Below are 26117 nucleotides of genomic sequence, written 5' to 3'. Positions count from 1 at the left end.
CGGGCGGATCAGCCGGCGGCGGCGACCTTCTCGGGCTCGGCTTTCTCGGCAGCCGGCTTCGACTCCTCGACCGCCGCGGGCTGCGGGGGCTTCGGACGAGCGGCGAACTCTTCGAACACGGCACGGGGGGTCTGGACGGCCTCGAGGCTGACGATGTCGCGACCGAGGAAGAAGTTGTTGATCCATCCCCACACCACGCGGATCTTGCGCTCCCACGAGGGCATCGCCATACCGTGGTAACCGCGGTGGGCGAACCACGCGATGAGGCCCTTGAGAGCGATGTTGCCCGACTGGAAGACGCCGTTGTAGAGACCGAGGCCGGCGACGGCTCCCAGGTTCTTGTGGAAGTAGTTCTTCGGCTCTTCGCCGCGGACGACCGCGAGCACGTTCTTCGCGAGGAGCTTGCCCTGACGGACGGCGTGCTGGGCGTTCGGCACGCAGAAACCGCCGACACCACCACCGGAGAGGTCGGGGACGGCCGACACGTCACCGGCGGCCCAGGCGCCCTCGACGATCTCGTCGTCGGTGCCGACACGCAGGTCGGGACGGGTGCGGATGCGTCCGCGCTCCTCGACGGGCAGGTCGCCGCCGCGCACGACGGTCGGGTTGGCCATGACGCCGGCGGTCCAGACGATGAGGTCGGTCGGGATCGTCTCGCCCGTCGACAGCTGCACGATGCCGTCGACCGCGCTCTGCAGCTGCGTGTCGAGGTGCACGAACGCGCCGCGCTTGGCGAGGTCTTTCAGCACCCACTCGCTCGTCTTCAGCGAGACCTCGGGCATGATGCGCCCCATCGCCTCGATGAGGTGGAAGTGGGTCTCGTCGAACGACAGCTGCGGGTAGTCCTTCAGCAGCGCCGATGCCAGCGAGCGCAGCTCGGCGAAGACCTCGATGCCGGCGAAACCGCCGCCGACGACGACGACCGTGAGGAGTCTCTCGCGCTCAGGGCCGGCGGGGAGCACCGACGCACGGTCGAAGTTCGACATGAGGCGGTCGCGCACGGCGACGGCCTCTTCGATGGTCTTGAGTCCGATCGCGTTGTCGGCGATGCCCGGGATCGGGAAGGTGCGCGAGACGGCTCCGGCGGTGACGACGATCTGGTCGTACTCCTGCTGCCACGGCTCGCCCTCGGCGGGCGTGATCGTGGCGACCTTGTTCGCGTGGTCGATCTTGGTGACCTTCGCCGTGACGACCGTCGTGCGCTTCAGGTGGCGACGCAGGGCGACGACGGCGTGGCGGGGTTCGATGGCGCCGGCCGCGACCTCGGGGAGGAACGGCTGGTAGGTCATGTACGGCAGCGGGTCGACGATCGTGACATCCGCTTCGCCGCGGCGGGACCGCTTCTCGAAGTGCCACGCGGTGTAGAACCCCGCGTATCCGCCACCGACGATGAGGATCCTGGGAACGGTGTTGGTCACGGTGGAAGAACTCCTAGATGATGGTGCGGCTTGGCCCGCGAGATGCGCGCGCCGATCTGATGCGCCGGACAGCAGCGGTGAAGCCGAGCGAGATCATTATAGCCGCGAGCGTGCCCGCCACGAGCGGCACCGTCCCATAGAGCAGGGTGTCGCCGCTCGGGACGAACGGCGAAGCCTCCGAGGAACGCTCCTCGGCATCGGGAAGCGGGGGCACCTCCACCGGGGTCGGCGTGACCGCGGGCGCGGGCGCGGCGTCGGCCCGGCGGTAGAGGCGGATCCACTCCTCCAGCGTCAGCCCGAGCGGGCTCTCGTCGACGGTCGCCACCTGCGCGGTGACCGCCGCGGAGGCGTTCACGAGACCGTACCCGTAGAGGGGATCGGGCAGCGCGGCGATCCCGGGCACGGGACTGGCGGTCTTGATCAGTCGGTTGATCACGTTGTCGGCGTCGAGCTCGGGGTGCGCCGAGCGGATGAGGGCGGCGATCCCCGCGACCAGCGGGGCCGCGCCGCTCGTGCCGTCCCACCAGACGAGCTGACCGCTCGGCGAAACGCCGAGAAGACGCTCGCTGGGAGCCGAGACCCCGATGGTGATGCCTTGAGTGGATGCTTCCTGACTCGCGACGCCCGACGGATCGACGCCCCCGACGGTCAACACACCGGGGATCGTGGCGGGTGCGCCGACGCGGTTGGTTCCGCTCCCGCGGTTTCCCGCCGCGACGATGACGACGACGTCGTTGTCGAACGCGTACTGGAACGCCTCGTCCCAGGTCTCATCCCAGTCGAGGGTGTTCGTCGTGAAGGAGAGGTTGATCACGTTGGCGCCGTTGTCGACCGACCAGTGGATGGCTTCGGCGATCTGCTGGATGAACGACACCGAAGAGGTGCCGCCGAACCCGACGGAGACGGACAGCAGTTCAGCTTCGGGGGCGACGCCGATCATCCCCCGCCCGTCACCGGTGCCCCGCGCGCCCGCGAGCGACGCGACCCAGCTGCCGTGCGCGCGGTCGGTGCCGCCCACCGGGGTGCGTCCGTCGGGCGTGCCCACGCCGGAGACGTCGATACCCCCGGCGACAGCGCCGGTGAACTCCACCGGCCCCGACGCGATACCCGTGTCGATGATGGCGATCCGCGAGCCGGCGCCGCGGGTGGTGTTCCACGCCTCGCGGACGCCGTACTGATCGAGCCAGTACTCCGCCGCTCTCACGCCGTCGGCGGGATCGTCGACCACGGGAGGAGCCGGGGTCGCCGCCCCGACCAGCGTGCCCGCCACGACCATCGAGAGGACGGCCGCGGCGAAGCGCTTCATGCCGCCGCTCCCGGACTCACGCAGACGCACTGCTCGGGCGACCAGGTGGAGCGTTCGAGTGCGCGGTCGCCGATGGGATTCACCCCCGGGCCGGCGGCGAGCGCGTGGCCCGCCAGGGCGTGGAGGCACTTGACCCGTGTCGGCATGCCACCGGCCGACACACCGGCGATCTCCTCGGGCTCGCCGTACTGGGCCCGATCGCGCAGATACGCCTCGTGTGCGCGGAGGTACGCGTCGCGCTCGAGGTCGTCCTCGGCGAGCTCGTCGGTGAACTCGCGCATCACGTGATCCGCCTCGAGCGTCGACATCGCTGCCGTGGCGGCCGGATGCGTGAGGTAGTAGAACGTCGGGAACGGTGATCCGTCGTCGAGACGCGGAAGGGTCGCGACGACGGTCGGGTTGCCGCAGACGCAACGCGCGGCGATGCCGACCACGCCGCGCGCGGGGCGCCCGAGCTGCTCGCGGAGCACGGCGAGCTCAGCGTCGGTGACCGGCGGGTAGGGCGGCGTACTCATCGACCCCAGGCTACCGTGCGGCGCGCCCCTCACGCCGATCGGCGGCGCCGACCGCGATGTCAGGGGGCGGGAACCGCGGTCTGGGCGAGACCTGCCGTCGTGACCGATCGCACGAGCTGTGCCATCCAGTCGGTGCGGGTCTGCTCGACGTCCTCGCTCACCGGAGCTTCGTCCTGAGGGAGGGCCGACGGGGGCAGGTCGTCGTCGACGAGATAGACGACCTCACCTGGCTTGACGTAGTAGAGACGCTCACGGGCCTGCGTCGTGATGTAGGCGGGATCCGTCCATCGCTCGCGCTGCGCTTCGAGGTCGTCCACCTCGGACTGGCTGAGCGAGACAGCATCCTGGAGTCCCGCGATCTGTTGGCGTTGATCGACGTACGTTCCGACCGTCGGCACGAGGGTGAACACGGCGAGCACCACGAGCCCGAGCATGATGACCATGAACCCGGAGAAGCGGATGCCGCCCAGCCACGCGCGCACGTCGACGCGAGGGTCGCCCTGGCCGGACGTGCGAGAGGGAGGAACCCGATCGCTCATGGTTCCTCCCTCTCGTCGTGCGTGTTACTGCGTGTCAGCCCTTGAAGCGCGGGAAGGCGCCGCGGCCGGCGAAGACGCCGGCGTCGCCCAGCTCCTCCTCGATGCGCAGAAGCTGATTGTATTTCGCGACGCGCTCGCTGCGGGCGGGCGCGCCGGTCTTGATCTGACCCGCGTTCACGGCGACGGCGAGGTCGGCGATGGTGGTGTCTTCGGTCTCGCCCGAGCGGTGCGAGAGCATCGAACGGTAACCGTTCTGCGTCGCCAGCGAGATCGCGTCGAGCGTCTCGGAGAGCGTGCCGATCTGGTTGACCTTGACCAGGAGGGCGTTGGCGACGCCCAGGTCGATGCCACGCTGGAGGCGCTCGGGGTTCGTGACGAAGAGGTCGTCGCCGACGAGCTGCACCTGGGTGCCGAGCTTGTCGGTGAGCAGCTTCCACGCGTCCCAGTCGTCCTCTGCCAGCGCGTCTTCGATCGTGACGATCGGGTAGTTCGCGGCGAGGTCGGCGAAGTAGTCGGTCAGCTGCTCGGCCGACCACGACTTGCCCTCGACGGTGTAGACGCCGTCGGCGAAGAACTCGGTCGCGGCCACGTCGAGGCCCACGGCGATGTCGGTGCCGGGCGTGAAGCCGGCCTTCTCGATCGCGCCCATGAGGAAGTCGAGCCCCTCGCGGTTGCTGGGCAGGTCGGGGGCGAAGCCGCCCTCGTCGCCGAGGCCGGTGGCGAAGCCGGCGGCCTTCAGCTGGCCCTTGAGCACGTGGTAGACCTCGGTGCCCCAGCGCAGCGACTCGGAGAAGGACTCCGCGCCGATCGGAGCGAGGAAGTACTCCTGGAAGTCGATGCCGTTGTCGGCGTGCGAACCACCGTTGATGACGTTGAACAGCGGCACGGGGAGGACGTGCGCGTTGGGTCCGCCCAGGTAGCGGAACAGCGGCAGGTCGGCGCTGTCGGCGGCGGCCTTGGCCACGGCGAGGCTGACGCCGAGGATGGCGTTGGCGCCGCAGCGCGACTTGTTCTCGGTGCCGTCGGTCTCGATGAGGATCTCATCGACGATGCGCTGCTCGCTGGCTTCGACGCCCTCGAGCGCGGGGCCGAGCTCATCGACGACCGCGGCGACGGCCTTGAGGACGCCCTTGCCGCCGTAGCGGCTCTTGTCTCCGTCGCGGAGTTCGTACGCCTCGAAGGCGCCGGTGGATGCGCCGGACGGAACGGCCGCGCGCTGGACGATGCCGTCGTCGAGCAACACCTCCACCTCGACGGTCGGGTTTCCGCGCGAATCCAGAATCTCGCGCGCGTTGACAGCCTCGATAAGTGCCACGGAGGACTCCCTGTGTGATCTCGGGGTGTGAGGTGGTGCGGAGCGTCGTCGGTCCTCGTCGAGTCTAGTGAAGCGAACGGCTCTCCACGGGGCGGGTCAGGATGCGGCGTCCGTCACGAGCGCGATGGCCACGCCGTCCCAGCCCTTGCGGTCGAGGGTCTGCAGCGCGGTGGCGTCGAATCGCGGGTCGCCGCCGAGCATCGCCAGGCCCGCGCGGGTGCCGACGATCCGCGGGTCGACGGTGTCGGCGTCGGCGACGTCGCCGTTGCGGCCGATGTTGTCGACGACCACGACGGTTCCGGGGCGCCCGAGCCGGGCCGCCCAGTCGAGGTAGATCGTGTTCGACTCCTTGTCGGCGTCGATGAAGACGAGATCGAACGGTTCGCCGCCGGCGAGGGTGGGGAGCACGTCGGCCGCCCGACCTTCGAGCACCTCGACCCGGCCGCTCTCCCCCGCCCGCTCGAGATTCGCGCGGGCGACGGCGGCATTCGCCGCCTCGGCCTCGATCGTGACGACACGCCCGTCGGCGGGAAGGCCCCGTGCCAGCCAGATCGTCGAGTAGGCACCGAGCGTGCCGATCTCGAGCACCCGGCGCGCGCCGCTCATCCGCACGAGCAGGTGGAGGAGCTTGCCGTTGACCGGTGCCACCTCGATCGAGGGCAGCCCCGCAGCATCCTGGTCTGCCACGGCCGCCTCGAGAGCGGGGTCGTGTCCGACGAGGGTCTCGGACAGATAGGCGTCGACCGCGCGGTACGCGTCGGGGGTGAGCTCGCTCATGTCGCCAGCCTCGCGTCCCGGCGCGCGCCTGGTCAAGACACCCCCGCGAGACCGCACGCTCTCGCCGAACCCGCATGCCGTCGGGCGCGATCGCGTGCGCCTTCCGCGACGCCGTGCGGTCTCGGCGGCAGGAGGGCGGGCGGATGCTGGGGGGTCAGGCGTGGCGCGTCAGCGCGTGCAGCGCGACGGGGAGGAGCGCCTCGGCCGTGCGCCGGTAGCCCAGGGCGCTGGGGTGGAAGCGGTCGAGGCTGAACATCTCGTCGGGCTCGGACAGGAACATGGGCCCCACCGTCCGGCGCAGGGAGAACACCTCGGCACCCGCGGCGGTCGCGGCCTCCGCCTGCTCGTTCGCGAGCTGTCGTGAGAGCCGGGAGGCGAGGCTCCGCAGGGGCTGCGGGACGGCCCGCAACGACCGAAGGTCGGGACAGGTCGCGACGACGACGGCCGCGCCGCGTTCGTGCAACCGGCCGATCGCCTCGGTGAGGTGCCCGGTCGCCACCGAGACCGGCACACGGTGGGTGACGTCATTGCCGCCGACGACGATGACCGCCAGGTCGGCGACGTAGTCGGGGGGCAGCGCGTCGAGCTGCCCCGCCAACGCCGACGACTCGGAGCCGACCACCGCCGCGGTCCTCAGCCGCACGGGCCGATGGGTGCGCCGGGCGAGCCCCTTCGCGAGGCGCGCGCCGAGGGTGTCTTTGCGTCGTTCGGCTCCGAGGCCGGCGGCGATGGAGTCGCCGAGCAGCAGGAGCTCGACCGGTGCCCCCTCGAGCGAGCGGCGCCACACCCGGTCGGAGTCGGGCGCGAGCTCACCCAGAGGCTTGCCGATGCGTCTGCGCGCGACGGCCGCCTGGCGGCGCAGCACCTCGCGCGATGCGACGACCACGACGCCGGCCCCGGCGAGTCCGGACGCGGCGATCGCGGCCACTCGAATGCGGCTCATGCCCCGATTCGACCCCGGCGAGCTGAACGGTACGTTGCCGGAGGGTGAAGAGGCCCCCGTCAGGCGAGCGGCTTCACCTCGATGTCGGCCGGGCCCGCGCCCGCGGCGACGAAGGCGAACCCGGTGTAGCCGTCAGCGGACGCGCGTTCGAGGAGCGGCTTGAGGTTCTTCGGACGCTGCTCGAGGCGGACGCGTGCACCCTCCGCGACGAGAGACGCCTTCACCGCGACCAGCTCGGCGACCGTGACGTCGCGGTCGTGCACGAGCACGATCGCGCGCCCCGCAGCATCCGCGTCGCCCTCGAGCAGGTCGACGATGCGCTCGAAGCCGATCGAGAAGCCGACGGCCGGCACGTCCTGACCGAGGAACCTCCCGATCATGCCGTCGTAGCGACCGCCGCCGCCGAGCGAGTAGCCGACGCTCGGGTGGGCGAGCTCGAAGATCGTGCCGGTGTAGTAGCCCATGCCGCGCACGAGGAACGGATCGAACACGACCGGGATGCCAGACTCCCCCGGCCGCGCGGCGGCGACGGCGTCGCCGATCCCCGTCAGGTGCGCGACGATCTCGTCGGGGACCCCGTCGGGGAGCGCACCGCGGATCTGCTGCTCGCCAAACGGCGCGTCGGCATCCGAGGTGCGGCGGAGGAACTCCCCGAACGCCTCGACGGCCGCGGCGGCGGCACCGCGGTCGGCGAGCTCGCGCACCACGCCGTCGGGCCCGATCTTGTCGAGCTTGTCGATCGTGATGAGTACGCGGGGGCGTTCGTCTTCGGCGAAACCGAAGCTCGACAGCATCCAGTCGAGCACCCGGCGATCGTTCACACGCACGACCCCTCCCTCGAGCCCGAGCGCATCGAGGGTGTCGAGCGTGGCGGCGATGAGTTCGGCCTCGGCGCGCGCGGTGGCATCGCCGATGATGTCGATGTCGCACTGCACGAACTGGCGGTAGCGGCCCTTCTGCGGCCGTTCGGCACGCCAGACGGGGGCGATCTGGATCGCGCGGAACACCCCGGGCAGTTCGCCGCGGTGGCTCGCATAGAAGCGCGCGAGCGGCACGGTGAGGTCGTAGCGGAGCCCGAGGTCGGTGAGGGCCGCCGGGTCGTCGGCAGCGGCGCGGATGGCGTCGGCGTCGAGCCCGCGGGCCAGAACGTTGAAGGCGAGCTTCTCGTTGTCGCCACCGATGCCCGCGTGCAGGCGCGAGTACTCCTCCATGACGGGGGTCTCGATCTCGTCGAAGCCGTGCGCGCGGTAGCGATCACGGATGACGGCGAGCACGCGCTCGCGACGGGCCTTCTCGGCGGGGAGGAAGTCGCGCATGCCGCGCGGCGGGTTCACGGTTGCCACCGCGCCATTCTTCCAGGTCGCCGCGGGGCGCTCCGCCGCGCCCGATCACTGAGAGTCCATAACACCCGGAGGCAGCGCGAGGCGCGTCCGGGTGTCGTGGACTCTCAGCGCGCTACGCGGGCTCCTCGGCCGCGCGGACGTCGGCCTGCAGCATCCGCAGACGCTCGCGGAGCGCGCGCTCGGCGTCCCAGCCGTTGCCGCGCGCCTCGGCGACGAGCGCGAGGAGCGCGTCGCCGAGCTCGGCCTCCGTCCGCGCCGGCGCAGCGGCAGGCATCGCCTCGACGCCGACCTGCGCGGCGCGTCCGAGCACTTTCTGCGCGAGCGCGAGTGACGGCATGTGCTCCGACACGCCGTCGAGCACGCTCGTGCGCGTGCGCTTCTCCGCGGCCTTGGCCGCATTCCAGTGCACGAGCACCTGCTCGGGCGTCGTTGCCACCTCGCCGGCGAACACGTGCGGGTGACGGCGCACCATCTTCTCGGTCAGCACCCGTGCGACGTCGTCGATGTCGAAAGGGTCGTCCTCATCGCGAGACGCGATCTCGGCGTGGAAGAGCACCTGCCACAGCAGGTCTCCCAGCTCTTCACGCAGGTCGTCGCGACTGCCCGCCTCGACCGCATCGATCACCTCGGCGCTCTCCTCGACCAGGTAGGGCACGAGGGCGCGGTGATCGATCTGCTGCGACCAGACGCACCGGTCGCGCACGGCGCGCATGGTCTCAGCGGCTTCGCGGAGCGGATCGACGGTGCTCATGAGGACTCCCGGGGAGAAGGATGCTGCGGCGTGCGCGCCACGAGACGAGTATCGCGGTCATCGCGACCGCACCGGACCCACCCGTCGAGACGGGCCGTGTCACATCACCGTCATCCGGCGGCGCTAGCGTGGAGGGATGCGCGAATTGACCCACACGGAGGCCATCGACCTGGTCGGCCGCTTCGAAGCCGCCGAGGAGCTGCCCGAGCAGATGCGTTCCGACGTGCGACTGCTCGGCTCGCTGCTCGGGCGCGTTCTGCGTGAGAGCGGCTCCCCCGGACTGTACGAAGACGTCGAACGCCTCCGCACGGCGACGATCCACGCCTACACCGATGAGACCCCCGAGGCCTTCGCGCGTGCGGCGGCCATCGCCGACGGGTTCACCGTCGCGCGTGCCGACGAGGTCGCCCGCGCCTTCACGGCCTACTTCCACCTCGTGAACCTCGCGGAGGAGCACCAGCGCGTGCGTGCGCTTCGCGAGCGCGACGGACGACCGGGGCGCTCCGCCACCGACTCCATCGCCGGCGCGTACGCGCAGCTGTCGTGCGAGGTCGGTGAGGCGGCGGCGCTGACCCGCCTGCAGTCGCTGCGGTTCCACCCGGTCTTCACCGCGCACCCGACCGAAGCCCGCCGCCGCGCGGTGTCGAGCAGCATCCGACGCCTCGCGGAGTTCATCGACGAGCGCGACGCAGCGATCCGCGACGGCGCCGACTCGGCCCGCATCGAACCGAAGATGATCGAGGAGATCGACACCCTGTGGCGCACCGCGCCGCTGCGCGCCGAGAAGCCGTCTCCCACCGACGAGGTGCGCGCTGTCATGGCGATCTTCGACGAGACCCTCTACACGGCTGTGCCCGACGTCTACCGGCGCATCGACGAGGCGATCCAGGGAGCGGATGCGGGGTCCCGCCCGCCGATCGTGCGCCCCTTCGTGCGCGTGGGATCGTGGGTCGGCGGCGACCGCGACGGCAACCCGTTCGTGACCGCGAAGGTGACCCGCAAAGCCGCGGGAATCGCCAGCGAGCACGTGCTCCTCGGTCTCGAGCGCACGGCGCAGCGCATCGGCCGCGGTCTGACGCTCGACGCGACGACGACTCCGCCGAGCGAGGCGCTGCTGGCACTGTGGCGGCGTCTCCGCGCCGCCGACGAGGACGCCGCCACCGAGATCGCCAAGCGCTCGCCCAACGAGCCGCACCGCCGCATCCTGCTCGTCGTGGCTCGGAAGATCGCCGCGACGCGCACCCGTGACGCCGACCTGGCGTATCGCGACCCCGACCACCTCCTCGCCGACCTCCGCACGGTGCAGGAGTCGCTCGTGGCGGCCGGTGCACCGCGCCAGGCGTACGGCCAGCTGCAGCACATGATCTGGCAGGTGGAGACGTACGGCTTCCACCTCGCCGAGCTCGAGGTGCGTCAGCACTCCGCCGTCCACCGCGCCGTGCTCGCCGAGCTCGCCGCCGGCGGCGCGCGCAGCGAACAGACCGAAGAGGTGCTCGAGGTCTTCCGCGCGATCGCCTTCGTGCAGGAGCGCTTCGGCCCGCGCGCTGCGGGACGCTACATCGTGTCGTTCACGCAGTCGGCCGAAGACCTCGCGAACGTGCATGAGCTGGCCCGTCACGCCATGGGCGAGGGCGCGACCCTGCCCGTTCTCGACGTCATCCCGCTGTTCGAGACCTTCGCCGATCTGCAGGCCGCGCCGGCCATCCTCGCCGAGGTCGTGCATCACCCCGAGTTCGAGGCGCGGCTGAACGCGACCGACCGCCGCCTGGAGGTCATGCTCGGCTACTCCGACTCGTCGAAGGACGTCGGCCCGGTCGCGGCGAATCTCGCGCTCTACGAGGCGCAGGCGAAGATCGCGGCCTGGGCCGATGAGAGCCGCATCGAGCTGACGCTGTTCCACGGTCGCGGCGGTGCGCTCGGCCGCGGCGGCGGGCCCGCGAACTCGGCGATCCTCGCCCAGCCGCCGCACTCGGTCGACGGGCGCTTCAAGCTCACCGAGCAGGGCGAGGTCATCTTCGCCCGCTACGGCGACCCCGCCATCGCGATGCGACACATCGATCAGGTGGCCGCCGCCGTGCTCATGGCCTCGGCGCCCTCGAACGAAGACCGCAACCGCGACGCCGCCGAGCGCTACGCCGATGTCGCCGCGGCGATGGACGAAGCATCCCGCGCCCGCTTCTTCGAACTGGTCAAGGCGCCCGGCTTCGCTCCGTGGTTCGCGACCGTCACACCGATGGAGGAGCTCGGCAACCTCGCACTCGGCTCGCGCCCCGCGCGCCGTGGCCTGTCGGTCGAGTCGCTCGAAGACCTGCGGGCGATCCCTTGGGTGTTCGCGTGGACGCAGGCCCGCATCAACCTCGCCGGCTGGTTCGGACTCGGTACGGCCCTCGAGGCCGTCGGCGACGAGCACCGGCTCCGTCAGGCGTACGCCGACTGGCCGCTGTTCCGCACCCTCGTCGACAACGTGGCCATGAGCCTCGCGAAGGCCGACGCGCGGATCGCCCGGCGCTACCTCGACCTCGGCGACCGCGACGACCTCGCCGACCTCGTCATGGGCGAGATGCTGCTGACGCGGTCGTGGGTGATCCGCGTGACCGCCGGCTCGGAGCTGCTCGACAACAAGCCGGTGCTCCAGCGCGCGGTGAAGATGCGCAGCCCTTACGTCGACGCCCTCTCGCTCCTGCAGCTGCGGGCGCTGCGGTCGCTCCGCTCCGGCGACGAGGCGACGCCCAGCGATCCCGAGCAGGAGCGCCTGCTGCTGCTCTCGGTCAGCGGGGTCGCGGCCGGGCTCCAGAACACGGGCTGAGCGCGCAGCATCCGCTCGAGGGTGCCCGTTTTCGCCGATCGTGCCCGTTAGTTGCGGCACTCTCGGCGAAAACGGGCACCCTCGGCGTGAGGCGGGCTCAGGCGGAGGCGGGTTGCGGCTCGGCGGGCGCGGCGACGGGCTCGGGGAAGAGCGCGTCGAGCAGCTGGGCGACCCAGGCGATCAGCGCGGCGTCGTGCGTGTCGGTCGGCAGCGGCACGACCATCGCGTCGCCGCCGGAGACGAGCTTCGCCTTCGGGTACAAGCGCTGCAGGCGCACGCGCATCGAATCGGCCAGCCGGGCGGGGGCGACGCGCAGGTTCGGCCCCATCGCCACGACGTCTTCCAGCCCCGCGCGCGCCGCACGGCGGCGCAGACGCGCGACGGCGATCAATCCGTCGACCTCGGCCGGGGGCTCGCCGTAGCGGTCGCGCATCTCATCGATGACGAGGTCGATCGCGTCGTCCTTGGCGGTGGCGGATGCTGCGGCCGAAAGCTTCTGGTAAGCCTCGAGCCGCAGGCGCTCGCTGTCGATGTACGACTCGGGAAGGCGCGCGTCGACGGGGAGCTCCAGCCGCAGCTCGGCCGGCCCCTCGGTGTCTTCACCGCGGAAAGTCGCGACGGCCTCGCCGACCATGCGCAGGTACAGGTCGAAGCCGACACCGGCGATGTGTCCTGCCTGTTCGCCCCCCAGCAGGTTTCCGGCGCCGCGGAGCTCGAGGTCCTTCAACGCGACCTGCATGCCGCTGCCGAGGTCGTTGTTGACCGCGATCGTCTCGAGACGGTCGGCGGCCGTCTCGGACAGCGGCTTCTGGTCGTCGTAGAGGAAGTAGGCGTAGGCACGCTCGCGGGCGCGCCCGACGCGGCCTCGCAGCTGGTGCAGCTGCGACAGCCCGTATTTGTCGGCGCGATCGATGATGATCGTGTTCGCGTTGGCGATGTCGAGACCCGTCTCGATGATCGTCGTCGAAACGAGCACGTCGGCCCGGCGCTCCCAGAAGTCGTCGACGACCTGCTCGAGGGCGTGCTCGCCCATCTGGCCGTGGGCGACGGCGATCCGCGCCTCGGGAACGAGTTCGGCCAGCTCTGCGGCGACCTTGTTGATCGACTGCACCCGGTTATGGACGTAGAACACCTGCCCCTCCCGCAGAAGCTCCCGGCGGATGGCCGCGGCGATCTGCTTGGGGTTGCGAGCGCCGACGTACGACAGGATCGGGTGCCGGTCTTCCGGCGGAGTCTGCAGCGTCGACATCTCGCGGATGCCGGTGACCGCCATCTCGAGCGTGCGAGGGATCGGCGTCGCGCTCATGGCGAGGATGTCGACGTTCGTCTTCATCTTCTTCAACGCGTCCTTGTGCTCGACTCCGAAGCGCTGCTCCTCGTCGATGATCATCAGCCCGAGGTCTTTGAACTGCACCTTCTCGGTGAGGATGCGGTGCGTACCGATGACCATGTCGATCGTGCCGTCGGTGATGCCCGCGAGCACCTCACGGGCCTCTTTGTCGGTCTGGAAGCGCGAGAGCGCGCGCACCTTCACCGGGAACCCGGCGAACCGCTCGGCGAAGGTCTCGGTGTGCTGCTTGACCAGCAGGGTCGTCGGCACGAGCATCGCGACCTGCTTGCCGTCCTGGATCGCTTTGAAGGCGGCGCGGACGGCGACCTCGGTCTTGCCGAATCCGACGTCGCCCGACAGCAGGCGGTCCATGGGGATCGGCTTCTCCATGTCTGCCTTGATCTCGTCGATCGTCTGCAGCTGGTCGGGGGTCTCGGCGAACGGGAACGCCTCTTCGAGCTCGCGCTGCCAGGGCGTGTCGGGGCCGAAGGCGTGGCCCTTCGCGGCCATGCGCGCCGAGTAGAGCTTCACCAGCTCCACCGCGATGTCGCGCACCGCCTTGCGCGCGCGTCCCTTCGCCTGGGCCCAGTCGCTGCCGCCCATCTTCGACAGGGTGGGCGCCTCTCCCCCGACGTAGCGGGAGAGAAGGTCGAGCTGGTCGGTGGGCACGTAGAGCTTGTCGCCGGGGTAGCCGCGCTTGGACGGTGCGTACTCGAGCACGAGGTAGTCGCGAATGCTCTTGACCGCATTGCGACCGCCGCTGGAGACCTCGCGCTGCTGCAGCTCGACGAACTTTCCGATGCCGTGCGTCGAGTGCACCACGAAGTCGCCGGTCTTCAGCTGCAGCGGATCGACGACGTTGCGCCGCTTGGAGGCCAGCTTCTTGACCGTGCGCGAGTCGTTGGCGACGGCGCGCCCGTAGAACTCCGCCTCGGTCAGCACCGCGAACCGCGACCCCGGCATCTCGAACCCGCGCTCGAGTTCAGCGCAGACGAGGAGGGCCACCCCCGGGGCGGGTTCCTGGATGAGCGCCTCGTCACGCCGGGCGGCGATGCCGCGCTCGGCCAGCACGTCACGCGCGCGGTCGACGAGACCGGGCCCGGAGGCCACGACGACCACCCGCCAGCCGTCGGTCAAGAGCTGCCCGACGTGCTCGGTCGCGCCGTCGATGTTGCCCTGGAAGGAGGGCACGGCCTGGCCGCGCACGCGCAGCGAGCCGTCGGCGGCGAGCCCGTCGTATTCCGTGCCCTCGAAGTCCGACGTCGCGTCGGAGGCCCCCGAGTCGAACGACGACAAGGACCACCACACGCCCTCGCGCTCGCGGGCCGCGTCGCGCAGGGTGGCGAGGGAGAGGAAGTCGCCCGCCCCCAGGCTGATCGGCGTCTCCGCACCGGCGGTCGCGGCCGACCAGGCGGCGTCGAGGAACTCGCGGTTCGTATCGGCGAGGGTGGTGGCGCGGGCGAACGACCGCTCGGGGTCGACGAGCGCCACGGCCGCCCCCATGGGCAGGTACTCGACGAGGGGCACGACGCGGTCGAGCAGCGCGGGCGTGAGCGACTCCATCCCCTCCACGGGGATGCCCTCGGCCATCTTCTCGAGGATCGACCGGAGGGCGGGCAGCTCATCGCGCAGCTCGGCGGCCCGCGCCCGCACCTCGGCGGTCAGCAGCAGCTCACGGCTCGGAACGAGCGAGACGGAGGTGACGTCTCCGGGCAGCGACCGCTGATCGGCCACCGAGAACGCGCGGATCTGGTCGACCTCGTCGCCGAAGAACTCCACCCGCAGCGGGTGGTCGGCGACGGGCGGGAAGACGTCGAGGATGCCGCCGCGCACGGCGAACTCGCCGCGGCGCGACACCATGTCGACGCGGAGGTAGGCGCGCTCGACGAGCTGGCGCGTGACCGACTCGAGGTCGTAGTCGCGCCCGCCCACGGTGAGGTCGATCGGCGCCACGTCGGCGAGGCCGGACGCGAGCGGTTGCAGGGCACTGCGAATGGATGCTGTGACGATCAGGGGTGTCTCGCCGTCCCACGACGCGATGCGTCGCAGGGCGTCGAGACGGCGGCCGACGGTCTCGGGACTCGGGCTCAGCCGCTCGTGGGGCAGCGTCTCCCACGCGGGGAAGTGCAGCACCTGCGCACCCGGGACGAGGGCCTCCAGGGCAGGGCCCAGCGAGTCGGCACGACGGCCGGTGGGAGCGATGACCAGCAGCGCGGGGGGCTTCCCGGCTGAGCGTCGCCGCTCGAGGAGGCCGGCGAGTGCCGGGGCGTGCAGCCCCTCGACCAGCGAGAGGTCGGCATCGACCACCGCGGCGGCCATCGCCTCCCGGAACGATTCATCCTGCTCAAGGGCGCGCACGATCCCGGGAACTGTCACCGGAGAAGCATACGCGCCTCCACCCCCACGGGGCTTCGCCGCCGCATCCGTTCTCTCACGAGAGCGAAATGATAGAGGCGCGACGGTCTGTGACGCGAGGGTCCGAAGTGCCCTGGCTCGATTCCACCGGGGACCCTAGACTGACGGGTTCACAGCCACTTTGCGGCTGTACCCCGCTCGCCGACAGCCAGGAGTAGCCATGAGCAACGTCCCGCCCGCCCCCGAGCCGCAGGGTTCGCAGCCCGCGTACCAGCCCCCGACACCGGGAGCCTCCGCGCCGCCGCCCGCTCCCCAGTACTCCGCCCCCGGCTCCTACCCGGCAGCGCCGTCCGACTACCCGACGGAGCAGCCGAAGGGGTCGAACAAGCTCGGCGTGATCGCGTTCGTCGTCGCCCTCGCCGCCGTGGTCATCGGATCGATCGTGACGTACCTCGGCGGACAGAGCCTGGGCACCCTGATCGAGTACACGGGCACCTCGGGCACCGTCGATGCGAACGATCTGCCGCCCGCCGCCCAGCAGATCGCCGCTTCCGGCGGACTGCTGACCGTCGCCGGGTTCGCCGTCTTCGGTGTGCTGGCGCTCTGGGGCTTCATCCAGGGCATCGTCGCCGTCGTGAAGAAGCGCGGCCGCGGCTGGGGCATCGCCGCGATCATCGTCGCCGTCGTCGGCGGTGTGATCGTCTCCATCATCTGGGGCGTCGGCTTCGCCGCGGGCGCCGCTCCGTACATCAGCGCCTGACGCCCACGCGCCGAGAAGGCCCCGTCTCCTCCGGGAGGCGGGGCCTTCGTCATGAGCGGGCGCGAGGCGCCGGGCCTCAGGCGCGCGGGGCGTGGAAGCGCTGCTGAGCCGCGACGAGCCCCTCGGCGACCAGCTGCTCCACCGCGTCGGCGGCATCGCCCACGAGGATCGGCAGGGTCTTGCGTTCGGCCGCGCCGAACGGATCCAGCACCCAATCCGCCGCATCCTGCCGCCCCGGCGGGCGGCCGATGCCCACGCGCACGCGCGGGAAGTCGGGGGTGTCGAGCGCCTTCGCGACGTCGCGGACGCCGTTGTGCCCGCCGTGCCCGCCGCCGGTCTTCAGCTTGATCGTGTCGAACGGGATATCGAGCTCGTCGTGCACGATGACGACGCGCTCCGGCTGGACGCCGTAGAACTTCGCCAGCGACGAGACGGGCCCGCCGGAGACGTTCATGAAGCTGTCGGGCTTGGCGAGCACGAGCTTGGCTGCACCGGGCCGCAGCCATGTCTCGACGACTCGCGCGTGCGACTTGTGCGCGCGGAACGTCTCGCGGCGCCGGGCCGCGAGCTCATCGACGACGAGCTGCCCGATGTTGTGCCGGGTCGCCTCGTACCGGGGTCCGGGGTTGCCGAGTCCGACCACCAGCCACGTGTCTGCCATGCCCTCATCCTCCAACGAACCGATACCCGGAAACGAAACGAGGGGGCGCACCGGGCGCCCCCTCGTCTCTCCGATCCGCCTCCGCCCCTCGACGGAGTCGAGGACCGCGGCGGGCGAGGATTGCTCTTACTCGGATGCTTCTTCGTCGGCCGACTCGAGTGCCTGTGCGGCCGAGACGGCGGCGTCGATCTCGGCGATCTCATCCTCGGCGGCGAGGGTCGCGGCCGGGACGGAGACGGCGATGATGAGCGCCTCGGGGTCGCCGGCGAGGACGGCGCCGCGGGGAAGCTTCAGGTCGGCCGCGGTGATGTGCGTGCCGTCCTCGAGACCCTCGACGCTGACCTCGAGGTTCTGGGGGATGTGGGTGGCCTCGACCTCGAGCGACACGGTGTTGCCCTCGAGGTTCGCGATGGTTCCGGGGGCGGGCTCGCCGACGACGTAGATCGGGACGTCGACCGAGACCTTCTCGCCCTTCTTGACCACGAGCAGGTCGATGTGCTCGATGATCTGACGCACGGGGTCCTTCTGCACGTCCTTGACCAGGGCGAGCTCGGGCGTGCCGGCGATGTCGAGCTCGAGCAGCGCGTTGGCGCGGCGGATGAGCAGCGAGACCTGGTGGCCGGGCAGCGAGACGTGCTTCGGGTCGGTGCCGTGACCGTAGATGACGGCGGGGATCTTGCCCTCGGCGCGCAGGCGACGGGCGAAGCCCTTGCCGAAGTTCTCGCGCAGCTCGGCGCTGACCTTGTTGTCTTCCGACATGGTTGTTCTCCTCGTGGGCGTGCGGCCCGCAGTTCACGGGTACTGCCCAGTGCTTGTGGTCTGGGGTGGATTCGACTCGAACGCGAGCGCGTGAGGAAAGCCGTGAGCCTGCTTCACTGCGTCGATCACGGATGCTGCGATCACCCTCGCGGGCGACGTGGGCATCCCTCGCCGAAGTTCAAGCACAGAGTCTATCAGCGGCGACGGTACGATGAAGACGCACCCGATCCCCTCCGGAGGACCCCTTGGACCTGGACGCTCACTTCTTCTCCTACGTCATGCTGTGGATCGTCGGCGGCATCGCCGCGGTCGGCGGAGTGGGCCTGATCGCGGCACTGTTCTCGATGGGACGACAGGGCTACCGCAAGCCCTGACCGATCAGGGCCGCTCGCGCAATTCGACCGGCAGCGACGGCGCGAGCCGCCGCAGGCTGGCGAACGTGGGTACGAGCTGGTCGTAGAGCGCGCCGAACACCGGCTGCAGCTGTCGGTAGACGGATGCTGCGGTCGGATCGGGCCGTACGTGGTCATCGACCGGGATGAGGTCGGCGGCGACATCGATCGAGTCGATCAATCCGAGCGCCTCCATCCCGAGGAGGGCTGCTCCGAAGCTCGATCCTTCCTGCCCCTCGGCGAAGTCGACGCGGATGTCGAGCGCCGCGGCGAGCACGTCGCGCCAGACGTCGCTCTTCATCACTCCCCCGGTGGCACGCACCTGCGTGATCTCGAGCCCCGCGGCACGCATCGACTGCAGCACGAGCGCGAGCTGCAGGCAGACCCCCTCCAGCGCCGCCCGGATCAGGTGCTCACGGGTGTGCGCTCGCGACAGCCCGATGTAGGCGCCCTTGGGAAGCGCACTCCAATGCGGGGCGCGTTCACTGAGCAGGTACGGCAGCATGATCAGCCCACCGGAACCCGGCTGGGCGCGGGCGGCGAGTTCGAGCAGCTCGGCCTCCTCGCCCGCGGCGATCTCGGGCGCGAGGAGCGTGCGCACCCAGTCGAGGGTCGCGCCGCCGTTGTTGATCGCCCCGCCGACAACCCAGCGATCCTCGGTGAGCGCGTAGCAGAACACCCCGCCCTGAGGATCGACCGCGGGCTTGTCGACTCCGACGCGAAGGGCTCCGCTCGTCCCGATCGAGCACGCGGCGACACCCGGGCCGACCGCTCCGACGCCGAGGTTCGCGAGCGGACCGTCACCGGCGCCGACGACCACCGCCGTGTCGGCGGGAAGGCGCATCGCGGCGCTGGCCTCCTCGGTGATGCCCCGCAGCACGTGACGGGTGGGGACGAGTTCGGGGAGCTGCTCCACCGAGATCCCGGCGATCGACAGGGCCTCGTCGTCCCAGGCGAGCGTGTGGATGTTCATGAGGCCGCTGGCGGAGGCGAGCGAGTGGTCGACGACGAGCGCGCCGCACATGCGCACGAGCAGCCAGTCCTTGATGCCCACCCAGAACGCCGTCTCCTCGTGGAGCTTCGGCTCGACCTCGCGGAACCACACCAGCTTGGGCAGGGGCGACATCGGGTGCAGCGGGGTACCCGTGCGCCGGTGCAGTGCGAGACCGCCCGGTTGGGCCCGGAGACGTTCGGCATGGACGCCGGCGCGCGTGTCGCCCCAGGTGACGACGGGCGTCAGAGGCCGGTACGCCGCGTCGAGGGCGAGGAGGCTGTGCATCGCCGACGAGAACGAGATGCCCGCGATCCGGGCGGCGCCCGTCACCGCCACGACGTCGCGCACGGCGGCATAGGCGGCTTCGAGGATGGCTTCCGGGTCCTGCACCGCATACCCGGGGTATGGGGTGTCGAGGGCGTACCCGTGCGATGCGGTGGCCACCTGGGTGCCGTCGACCGCGAAGGCCACGGCCTTGGTGCTCGTCGTTCCGAGGTCGAGCCCGATGACCAGGTCCGCAGCATCCGTCATGGTCAGATCCTCCCAGGTCAGCGGCCGGCGGAGAGCTCGACGACGACCTTGCCGCTCGCCGTGGAGTCCTTGGCGATCTCGAACGCCCGCACGGCGTCGTCGACGGGCAGCACGTGCGTGATGACGGCCTCGATCTGCGGATGCTGCGCCAGGAGCCGGACGGCGTCGTCGATCTCGTCGTGGAACCGGAAGACGCCGAGGAGGGCGACCTCCTTCGAGATCAGGGGCGCGATGTTGAGCGGTTTCGGCTCGTTCGGCACCATCCCGACCTGCACCACCGTGCCACGTCGCCGGACGGCGGCGAGCGCGGCGGAGATCGCCGGGGCGGCGCCCGAACACTCGAAGACCACGTCGAAGGCCTCGTCGGGCAGGGGCTGCTCGCTGATGCGCACGACGGCGTCGGCTCCGAGGCCGGTGGCCCGGCGGAGCGGCTCGGCGAGCACGTCCGACACCGTCACGTGCTCGGCCCCGCGTGCGCGGGCCGCGGCGGCGGTCAGGAGTCCGATCGGTCCGGCGCCCGACACGAGCACCCGCGAGCCGGTGATGTCGCCGACGCGCGTGATCGCGTGGAGCGCCACGGCCAGGGGCTCCGCGAGCACCGCGCGACGTACGGGAAGGTCGGCGGGGAGCACCCGCACCATGTCGGCCTCGACGACGAGCAGTTCGCTCATCGCGCCCTGGGTGTGCGGGCGCGTCGACGCGCTGCCGAGGTACGAGCCCCCCGGCCAGAGGTGAGGCTCGCCCTCTGTCCCCTTCGTCGGCGTGCCGAACCGCGCCGGGTGCACCGTGACCGGGGTTCCCGGAGCCAGGACGCCGCGGGGGTCGAGGTCGACGCGACCCGAGAGCTCGTGGCCGGGGACGAGCGGCTCCTCCACGACGAACGCGCCGTTGGCACCCTCGAAGTAGTAGTGCAGGTCAGACCCGCAGATCCCGACGAAGTCGACCCGGATGCGCACCTGCCCCGCGGCCGGCTGCGGCTCGGGGGCGTCGACGACGTCGAGGTCGAGCTTGCCGGTGATGACGACCGATCTCATGGTCGTTCCTTTCGTGACGGGACGGGGTGATCAGACGACGGAGGTCATGCCGCCGTCGACGAAGATGTTCTGCCCGCTGACGAAATCGCTCGCCGACGACGAGAGATAAAGGAGCGTGCCCGCCAGCTCTTCGGGACGCCCCCAGCGCTGAGCCGGGGTGCGCTGCTCGACCCACGCCGAGAACTCCGCGTCGGCGACGAGTGCGGAGTTCATCTCCGTCGCGAAGTACCCCGGCGAGAGCGTATTGACCTGGATGTTGTGCCGCGCGAGGTCGGCCGCCATTCCCCGGCTGAGTTGCGCGACCCCGCCCTTGCTCGCCGAGTAGGGCGCGATCGTCTGCCGGGCCAGCATCGACTGCACCGACGCGATGTTGATGATCTTGCCCGACCCCCGCTCGATCATCGCCGGCGCGAGGAAGCGCGACACGTAGAAGACGCTCGAGAGGTTCGACGCGATCACGGCGTCCCAGTCTGCGACGGGGAACTCGGCGAACGGCGCACGCCGCTGGACCCCCGCATTGTTCACCAGGATGTCGGGCACGCCGTGAGCGGTGATGAGCCCGCCGATCGCGTGCTCGACCTCCGCGGCATCCGTCACGTCGAACGTCACCGTCACGGGTCGGCGACCGCTGCGCGCCTGGATCAGGTCGGCGGACTCCGCGAGCGCCGTCTCGTCGCGCCCGTGCAGCACGAGGTCGGCGCCCGCATCCGCCAGCGCGAGGGCGAGGGCACGGCCCAGGCCACGGGACGAGCCCGTGACGAGGGCAGCCTTGCCGGTGAGGTCGAACATCGCGTTCATCTCTCGGGGTGCCTTTCTGTCAGAACAGCTGGGCGACGGCGTACACGATCAGCACGAGCACGAAGCCGATGATCGACTCGAGACCCTGCTGCACCGTCCAGGTCTTGAGCGTCGTCTTGACGTCCATACCCATGAGGCGACCGACGAGCCAGAACCCGGAGTCGTTGACGTGTCCGGCGAAGACCGAGCCGGCCGCGGCGGCGAGCGTGATCGCCGCGACCTCGAGGGGGTTGAAGTCTCCGGAGATCACCGCGGGAGCGACGAGACCCGCGGAGGTGACCAGCGCGACGGTCGCGGAGCCCTGCGCGAGGCGCAGCACCACGGCGATGAGGTACGCGGCGAAGATGACGGGGAGGCCCAGGTCGGCGAGAGTGCCCGACAGTGCATCGCCGATGCCCGAGGCGCGCAGGACGCCGCCGAACATCCCGCCGGCACCGGTGATGAGGATCACCGAGCAGATCGGACCGAGCGAGCGCTCGACGATCTTTTCCAGCGCGCTTCCGCCGACGCCGCGGGCACGGCCCAGGACGACGAGGGCGACGAGCACCGAGATCAGCAGGGCGACGGGGCTGGTGCCGATGAGCGTCAGGAACTGCACCCAGAGCGCTGCCGGATCGACGACGCCGATCGAGCCGAGGGCGTCGAGTCCGGTGTTGAGGAAGATGAGCAGCATGGGGACGGCGATGATGCCGATCACCGTGCCCGCCTTCGGCGGGTTGACCGCCTGCACGTCGTCTTCCGGACGACCGAACAGAGCCAGCACGGGCATCGGGATGCGCTTGTTGACGCGCTTGGCCCAGAGGTATCCGGAGATGTACCAGGTCGGGAATGCGACCAGCATGCCGACGAGCAGGACGACGCCGAGGTTGGCCTGGAAGTACTCCGTCGCGGTGACCGGACCCGGGTGCGGCGGGAGGAAGATGTGCATCACCGAGAACGCCGCCGCCGAGGAGATCCCGTACAGCAGCAGGTTGTTGCCGCCGACGCGGCGCGCGACGGCGAAGACCACCGGCAGCATGACGATCAGTCCGGCGTCGAAGAACATCGGGAAGCCGATGATCAGCGAAGCGATGCCGAGGGCGAAGGCCGCGCGCTTCTCGCCGAAGACGTCGACCATCTTCTCGGCCAGCACGCGGGCGCCGCCGCTGGATTCGACGAGGCTGCCGAGCATCGCACCGAGACCCACGAGGAGGGCCACCGATCCGAGCGTGCCTCCGAACCCGCTGACCAGCACTCCCGAGATCTCACCGGTCGGGATGCCGGTGGCGAGCGCGGTCAGCAGCGACACCAGCACGAGCACGAGGAACGCGTGCAGCTTGACGACGATGACCAAGAACAGGATGACCGCGATCGCTGCTGCGGCGATGCCGAGCAGCGGGAGCGCTCCGAGTGTCTGAGTCCACTCTTCCATGGGGATTCTCCGTTGAATTCGAGGGTGACCGGCCGGTGGCTGACGCCGCGCGACCGGGGCTGACTAGGGTGGGGACCGCCTCGACGGAGCGCTTCCCTGAAAGCCACCGTTAGGCTGCCACAAAGATAGTACTTTTACAAACGGAGGCCTGATGAGCGGGATGCGCGAGGGTTCGCACAGCCGTGTCGTGCAGGAACTCGGACGCCGGATCGCCGGCCTCACGCTGCCCGCGGGCACCGTGCTGACGCTCGCCGGGCTCGAGGAGGAGTTCGGCACGTCGCGCACCGTGGTGCGGGAGGCGGTGCGCGTCCTCGAGACCCACGGGCTGGTCCGATCCCGTCGCCGGGTGGGGATCACCGTGCAGCCACGCACCGAGTGGGACAACCTGAACGCCTCTGTCATCCAGTGGACGCTCGACGGCCCCCGACGCCGCGATCAGCTGATCGAGCTCATGGATCTGCGCGAAGCCGTCGAGCCGGTCGCGGCGAGGCTCGCCGCTCAGCGCGCCACCGCCGCGCAGCGGGCCGAACTCCTGCGTTCCGCGACCGCCCTCAGCGACCTGGGCGCTGCGGGCCTCGGCGATTCCGACGAATACCTCGCGGCCGACATCGCCTACCACTCGCTGCTGTTGACGGCCAGCGGCAACGCGCTCCTGGCCCAGATGGCAGGTCCCGTGACCGAGATCCTGCGCGGACGCACCTCCTACGGGCTCACCCCCTCCGACCCGCGACCCGGCACGCTCGAAGCGCACGTCGCGACCGCCGCAGCCGTCGCGGCCGGCGACGTCGACGTCGCCGAGCGCGAGGCCCGGCACCATCTGTCCCTCGTCGCCGACGAGGTCAGCGCGCTCCAGCAGCCGTCGACGGTGCCCGGTTCGATCCCGATAGCCTGAGGGGGTTCCGAGACTTCAAGGAGTTCGCGTGTCCTCTGACCCCACGTCCGCACAGAAGCACCTTTCGCAAGATCAGGCCGACGGGCCGGATTCTGCTCCCGATCACGAATCGGCCCCCGGTTCGGAGAACGTCCGCCGCCCCGTCGGCGAAGCCGGCGTCGACGCCCCCGCCACCGGCGGGCAGGCGAACATCGGTGTCGTCGGTCTCGCGGTGATGGGATCGAACCTCGCGCGCAACCTCGCCAGCCGCGAGGGCAACACCGTCGCGGTCTACAACCGCAGCTCCGACAAGACCGAGCACCTCGTGCAGGCGCACCCCGAGGCCGGCTTCGCACCCGCCTTCTCCTACGAGGAGTTCGCGGCGACCCTGCAGAAGCCCCGCGCGGCGATCATCATGGTCAAAGCCGGCCGCCCCACCGACGCCGTCATCGACGAGCTCGTGCGCGTCTTCGAGCCGGGCGACATCATCGTCGACGGCGGCAACGCGCTGTTCACCGACACGATCCGCCGCGAGAAGGCCGTCCGCGAGACCGGCATCAACTTCGTCGGCATGGGCGTCTCCGGCGGCGAGGAGGGCGCTCTCCTCGGCCCCTCGATCATGCCCGGCGGCTCCGATGAGTCGTGGGTCACCCTGGGCCCGATCCTCACGTCGATCGCCGCGATCGCCGAGGGCGAGCCCTGCGTCACCCACGTGGGTCACGACGGTGCCGGCCACTTCGTCAAGATGGTGCACAACGGCATCGAGTACGCCGACATGCAGCTGATCGCCGAGGCGTACGACCTCATCCGTCGCGGAACCGGCAAGTCCCCCGCCGAGATCGCCGACATCTTCGCCGAGTGGAACCGCGGCGAGCTCGAGTCGTACCTCATCGAGATCACCGCCGAGGTGCTCCGACAGACGGATGCGGCGACCGGACGCCCGCTCGTCGATGTGATCGTCGACCAGGCCGGCGCGAAGGGCACGGGAGCGTGGACCGTGCAGACCGCCCTCTCGCTCGGTGTGCCCGTCTCGGGCATCGCCGAGGCGACCTTCGCCCGGTCGCTCTCGTCGCACGCCGAGCAGCGCGAGATCTCGGGCGGGCTTCCCGGCCCGTCGGCGGAGGGCGACTTCGCGGTGGACGACGCCGACGAGTTCATCGAGAAGATCCGTCTCGCCCTGTGGGCGTCGAAGATCGTCGCCTACTCGCAGGGATTCGACGAGATCCGCGCGGGCGCTGCCGAGTACGGCTGGAAGATCGACCTCGGCGCCATCGCCGGCATCTGGCGCGGCGGCTGCATCATCCGCGCCCAGTTCCTCAACCGCATCACCGAGGCGTATGCCGAGACGCCCGACCTCGCGGTGCTGCTGACGGCGCCGTACTTCGTCGAAGCTCTCGAGCTCAGCCAGTCCGCCTGGCGCGACGTCGTCGCGACGTCCGCACGAGTGGGCATCCCGGCGCCGGCGTTCTCGTCGTCGCTGGCGTACTACGACGGGCTCCGCGCCGAGCGTCTTCCCGCCGCCCTCATCCAGGGCCAGCGCGACTTCTTCGGTGCGCACACGTACAAGCGCATCGACAAGCCGGGCACCTTCCACACGCTGTGGTCGGGCGACCGCAGCGAGATCGAGGCCGAAGACACGCACTGACATCGGGCCGCCCGGCGCGAACGCCCGAACCGCGAGACGTCACTCCGTATACGAGACTGCGACCGTAGTCCGCTGTCTCGTGCCGGGGATGACGTCTCGCGGTTCCTGTGTCACCGGCGCGTGAGGTCGGTGACCCTGCCGCGATCGAGGCGCAGGCGTCGACGGGCGCGCGCGGCCACCGCGGAATCGTGCGTCACCACGATGAGCGTGAGCCCGGCCGCGTTGAGCCCCTCCAGCACCGAGAGGATCTCGTCGCGCATCCGCTCGTCGAGATTGCCCGTCGGCTCGTCGGCCAGCAGCACCCGTGGACGCTTCGCCACCGCCCGGGCGATCGCGACGCGCTGCTGCTGACCTCCCGAGAGTTCCCCCGGCCGGTGGTCGGCCCGATCGGCGAGACCGACCTGCGCGAGCGCCTCGGCCACCCGGGTCGCACGCTCGTCGCCGCCGAGGCCGAGCGGCTCGAGACCCATGTCGACGTTCTCGGCGGCGGTCAGCGTCGGGATGAGGTTGAACCCCTGGAAGACGAAGCCGATCTGGGTGGCACGCAGGCGCCCGATCTCGGCATTCGATGCGGCGGCGACGTCGACCTCGCCGAGCCGCACCGACCCGGCCGTCGGGCGGTCGAGCGCACCGAGCAGCTGAAGCAGCGTCGACTTGCCACCGCCCGTCGGGCCCTGGATGGTGACGAAGTCGCCCTGCTCGATCTCGAGATCGACTCCCGCGAGCGCGGCGACGACGCGCTCGCGCTGTCGGTAGGTGCGGGTGACCCCCGCGAGGCGGTAGATCGGCGAGCGCTCGTCGGTGTCGGACGGGATGCTCGGGGTCTCTGCGATGGTCATGCTCTCTTCTCCGATTGAGGTGTC

The 26117-nt window shown here is 70.6% G+C and carries 22 protein-coding genes; 5 read left to right on the top strand and 17 right to left on the bottom strand.

The window, feature by feature from the left end; all coding sequences use genetic code 11:
- Positions 1 to 8 precede the first annotated feature (8 nt).
- The 9 genes from DEA06_RS01270 to DEA06_RS01230 all read right to left on the bottom strand — a co-directional run bounded on the left by DEA06_RS01270 (position 9) and on the right by DEA06_RS01230 (position 8907).
- Complete coding sequence (locus tag DEA06_RS01270; RefSeq protein WP_116646152.1) at positions 9 to 1418, bottom strand: FAD-dependent oxidoreductase; 1410 nt, start codon at positions 1416 to 1418, stop codon at positions 9 to 11.
- A gap of 13 nt (positions 1419 to 1431) precedes the next feature.
- Positions 1432 to 2724, bottom strand: coding sequence for a S8 family serine peptidase (locus DEA06_RS01265; protein WP_116646768.1), 1293 nt, complete (start codon positions 2722 to 2724; stop codon positions 1432 to 1434).
- A complete protein-coding gene (locus DEA06_RS01260) occupies positions 2721 to 3239 on the bottom strand; it encodes a DUF501 domain-containing protein (protein WP_116646151.1) in 519 nt (172 codons plus the stop codon). Before DEA06_RS01260 ends, DEA06_RS01265 begins: the two co-directional genes overlap by 4 nt.
- Before the next feature lie 59 nt (positions 3240 to 3298).
- A complete protein-coding gene (locus tag DEA06_RS01255; protein ID WP_116646150.1) occupies positions 3299 to 3778 on the bottom strand; it encodes a septum formation initiator family protein in 480 nt (159 codons plus the stop codon).
- Positions 3779 to 3812: 34 nt separating this feature from the next.
- The gene (gene eno, locus DEA06_RS01250; RefSeq protein ID WP_116646149.1) at positions 3813 to 5093 is read right to left on the bottom strand and encodes a phosphopyruvate hydratase; all 1281 of its coding nucleotides are present in this window, start codon (positions 5091 to 5093) and stop codon (positions 3813 to 3815) included.
- Positions 5094 to 5189: 96 nt separating this feature from the next.
- The gene (locus DEA06_RS01245) at positions 5190 to 5870 is read right to left on the bottom strand and encodes an O-methyltransferase (RefSeq protein ID WP_116646148.1); all 681 of its coding nucleotides are present in this window, start codon (positions 5868 to 5870) and stop codon (positions 5190 to 5192) included.
- A 154-nt stretch (positions 5871 to 6024) separates the two neighbouring features.
- A complete protein-coding gene (locus DEA06_RS01240; RefSeq protein WP_116646147.1) occupies positions 6025 to 6813 on the bottom strand; it encodes an SGNH/GDSL hydrolase family protein in 789 nt (262 codons plus the stop codon).
- Between the two features lie 59 nt (positions 6814 to 6872).
- Positions 6873 to 8129: a histidine--tRNA ligase gene (hisS, locus tag DEA06_RS01235; protein WP_240606805.1), complete on the bottom strand. Its 1257-nt coding sequence runs from the start codon at positions 8127 to 8129 to the stop codon at positions 6873 to 6875.
- Positions 8130 to 8268: 139 nt separating this feature from the next.
- Complete coding sequence (locus tag DEA06_RS01230; RefSeq protein WP_116646145.1) at positions 8269 to 8907, bottom strand: MazG family protein; 639 nt, start codon at positions 8905 to 8907, stop codon at positions 8269 to 8271.
- A 136-nt stretch (positions 8908 to 9043) separates the two neighbouring features.
- Here DEA06_RS01230 and DEA06_RS01225 point away from each other — a divergent pair, with 136 nt between their 5' ends.
- The gene (locus DEA06_RS01225) at positions 9044 to 11713 is read left to right on the top strand and encodes a phosphoenolpyruvate carboxylase (protein WP_116646144.1); all 2670 of its coding nucleotides are present in this window, start codon (positions 9044 to 9046) and stop codon (positions 11711 to 11713) included.
- A 97-nt stretch (positions 11714 to 11810) separates the two neighbouring features.
- On the opposite strand, the gene mfd is transcribed toward DEA06_RS01225, so the two are convergent.
- Complete coding sequence (mfd, locus tag DEA06_RS01220) at positions 11811 to 15419, bottom strand: transcription-repair coupling factor (RefSeq protein WP_205781196.1); 3609 nt, start codon at positions 15417 to 15419, stop codon at positions 11811 to 11813.
- Positions 15420 to 15618: 199 nt separating this feature from the next.
- On the opposite strand from mfd, the gene DEA06_RS01215 reads away from it, so the two are divergent.
- On the top strand, positions 15619 to 16158 hold the full coding sequence (locus tag DEA06_RS01215; protein WP_116646142.1) for a hypothetical protein: 540 nt from the start codon (positions 15619 to 15621) through the stop codon (positions 16156 to 16158).
- Between the two features lie 76 nt (positions 16159 to 16234).
- On the opposite strand, the gene pth is transcribed toward DEA06_RS01215, so the two are convergent.
- Together pth and DEA06_RS01205 are read right to left on the bottom strand one after the other, a co-directional pair.
- Positions 16235 to 16819, bottom strand: a complete 585-nt coding sequence (gene pth / locus DEA06_RS01210; RefSeq protein WP_116646141.1) for an aminoacyl-tRNA hydrolase — start codon at positions 16817 to 16819, stop codon at positions 16235 to 16237.
- Between the two features lie 126 nt (positions 16820 to 16945).
- Positions 16946 to 17578 (bottom strand): 50S ribosomal protein L25/general stress protein Ctc, encoded by a 633-nt coding sequence (locus tag DEA06_RS01205; protein WP_116646140.1) that lies wholly within the window; start codon positions 17576 to 17578, stop codon positions 16946 to 16948.
- A 245-nt stretch (positions 17579 to 17823) separates the two neighbouring features.
- Between DEA06_RS01205 and DEA06_RS16880 the strand changes: the two genes are divergently transcribed.
- Positions 17824 to 17952, top strand: a complete 129-nt coding sequence (locus DEA06_RS16880; protein WP_276308324.1) for a hypothetical protein — start codon at positions 17824 to 17826, stop codon at positions 17950 to 17952.
- 4 nt (positions 17953 to 17956) lie between these two features.
- Here the strand turns inward: DEA06_RS16880 and DEA06_RS01200 are convergent, their stop codons facing one another.
- Genes DEA06_RS01200 through DEA06_RS01185 form a run of 4 tightly spaced genes read right to left on the bottom strand, consistent with a single transcriptional unit; the run spans position 17957 to position 22738 of the window.
- Complete coding sequence (locus tag DEA06_RS01200; RefSeq protein WP_116646139.1) at positions 17957 to 19495, bottom strand: gluconokinase; 1539 nt, start codon at positions 19493 to 19495, stop codon at positions 17957 to 17959.
- Between the two features lie 17 nt (positions 19496 to 19512).
- Positions 19513 to 20529, bottom strand: a complete 1017-nt coding sequence (locus tag DEA06_RS01195) for an L-idonate 5-dehydrogenase (RefSeq protein WP_116646138.1) — start codon at positions 20527 to 20529, stop codon at positions 19513 to 19515.
- Between the two features lie 30 nt (positions 20530 to 20559).
- Complete coding sequence (locus tag DEA06_RS01190; protein ID WP_116646137.1) at positions 20560 to 21327, bottom strand: SDR family oxidoreductase; 768 nt, start codon at positions 21325 to 21327, stop codon at positions 20560 to 20562.
- 19 nt (positions 21328 to 21346) lie between these two features.
- Positions 21347 to 22738 carry a GntP family permease gene (locus DEA06_RS01185; RefSeq protein ID WP_116646136.1) on the bottom strand — a complete coding sequence of 464 codons (1392 nt, stop codon included), beginning with the start codon at positions 22736 to 22738 and terminating at the stop codon, positions 21347 to 21349.
- Positions 22739 to 22889: 151 nt separating this feature from the next.
- Here DEA06_RS01185 and DEA06_RS01180 point away from each other — a divergent pair, with 151 nt between their 5' ends.
- Both DEA06_RS01180 and gndA read left to right on the top strand, forming a co-directional pair.
- Positions 22890 to 23630, top strand: coding sequence for an FCD domain-containing protein (locus tag DEA06_RS01180; protein ID WP_240606751.1), 741 nt, complete (start codon positions 22890 to 22892; stop codon positions 23628 to 23630).
- 190 nt (positions 23631 to 23820) lie between these two features.
- Positions 23821 to 25254, top strand: coding sequence for an NADP-dependent phosphogluconate dehydrogenase (gene gndA, locus DEA06_RS01175; RefSeq protein WP_276308332.1), 1434 nt, complete (start codon positions 23821 to 23823; stop codon positions 25252 to 25254).
- A 110-nt stretch (positions 25255 to 25364) separates the two neighbouring features.
- On the opposite strand, the gene DEA06_RS01170 is transcribed toward gndA, so the two are convergent.
- Positions 25365 to 26093: an ABC transporter ATP-binding protein gene (locus DEA06_RS01170; RefSeq protein WP_116646766.1), complete on the bottom strand. Its 729-nt coding sequence runs from the start codon at positions 26091 to 26093 to the stop codon at positions 25365 to 25367.
- Positions 26094 to 26117 lie beyond the last annotated feature (24 nt).

Origin of the sequence: Microbacterium sp. Gd 4-13, assembly GCF_003095395.1 — a bacterium.
In the GTDB taxonomy this organism is placed as follows: Bacteria; Actinomycetota; Actinomycetes; order Actinomycetales; family Microbacteriaceae; genus Microbacterium.
Note: the sequence above shows the minus strand (reverse complement) of the source record. Positions and strands in the feature narration are given on the sequence as shown.

Excerpts from the sequence above, each read along its gene's own strand:
- DEA06_RS01245 (WP_116646148.1), bottom strand. The coding sequence starts at position 5,870 with ATGAGCGAGCTCACCCCCGACGCGTACCGCGCGGTCGACGCCTATCTG.
- DEA06_RS01170 (WP_116646766.1), bottom strand. The coding sequence starts at position 26,093 with ATGACCATCGCAGAGACCCCGAGCATCCCGTCCGACACCGACGAGCGC.
- DEA06_RS01180 (WP_240606751.1), top strand. The coding sequence starts at position 22,890 with ATGAGCGGGATGCGCGAGGGTTCGCACAGCCGTGTCGTGCAGGAACTC.
- pth (WP_116646141.1), bottom strand. The coding sequence starts at position 16,819 with ATGGCAGACACGTGGCTGGTGGTCGGACTCGGCAACCCCGGACCCCGG.
- DEA06_RS01215 (WP_116646142.1), top strand. The coding sequence starts at position 15,619 with ATGAGCAACGTCCCGCCCGCCCCCGAGCCGCAGGGTTCGCAGCCCGCG.
- DEA06_RS01225 (WP_116646144.1), top strand. The coding sequence starts at position 9,044 with ATGCGCGAATTGACCCACACGGAGGCCATCGACCTGGTCGGCCGCTTC.
- DEA06_RS01255 (WP_116646150.1), bottom strand. The coding sequence starts at position 3,778 with ATGAGCGATCGGGTTCCTCCCTCTCGCACGTCCGGCCAGGGCGACCCT.
- DEA06_RS01195 (WP_116646138.1), bottom strand. The coding sequence starts at position 20,529 with ATGAGATCGGTCGTCATCACCGGCAAGCTCGACCTCGACGTCGTCGAC.
- DEA06_RS01265 (WP_116646768.1), bottom strand. The coding sequence starts at position 2,724 with ATGAAGCGCTTCGCCGCGGCCGTCCTCTCGATGGTCGTGGCGGGCACG.
- DEA06_RS01240 (WP_116646147.1), bottom strand. The coding sequence starts at position 6,813 with ATGAGCCGCATTCGAGTGGCCGCGATCGCCGCGTCCGGACTCGCCGGG.
- DEA06_RS01205 (WP_116646140.1), bottom strand. The coding sequence starts at position 17,578 with ATGTCGGAAGACAACAAGGTCAGCGCCGAGCTGCGCGAGAACTTCGGC.
- DEA06_RS01230 (WP_116646145.1), bottom strand. The coding sequence starts at position 8,907 with ATGAGCACCGTCGATCCGCTCCGCGAAGCCGCTGAGACCATGCGCGCC.
- DEA06_RS01200 (WP_116646139.1), bottom strand. The coding sequence starts at position 19,495 with ATGACGGATGCTGCGGACCTGGTCATCGGGCTCGACCTCGGAACGACG.
- DEA06_RS01260 (WP_116646151.1), bottom strand. The coding sequence starts at position 3,239 with ATGAGTACGCCGCCCTACCCGCCGGTCACCGACGCTGAGCTCGCCGTG.
- DEA06_RS01190 (WP_116646137.1), bottom strand. The coding sequence starts at position 21,327 with ATGAACGCGATGTTCGACCTCACCGGCAAGGCTGCCCTCGTCACGGGC.
- hisS (WP_240606805.1), bottom strand. The coding sequence starts at position 8,129 with ATGCGCGACTTCCTCCCCGCCGAGAAGGCCCGTCGCGAGCGCGTGCTC.
- DEA06_RS01185 (WP_116646136.1), bottom strand. The coding sequence starts at position 22,738 with ATGGAAGAGTGGACTCAGACACTCGGAGCGCTCCCGCTGCTCGGCATC.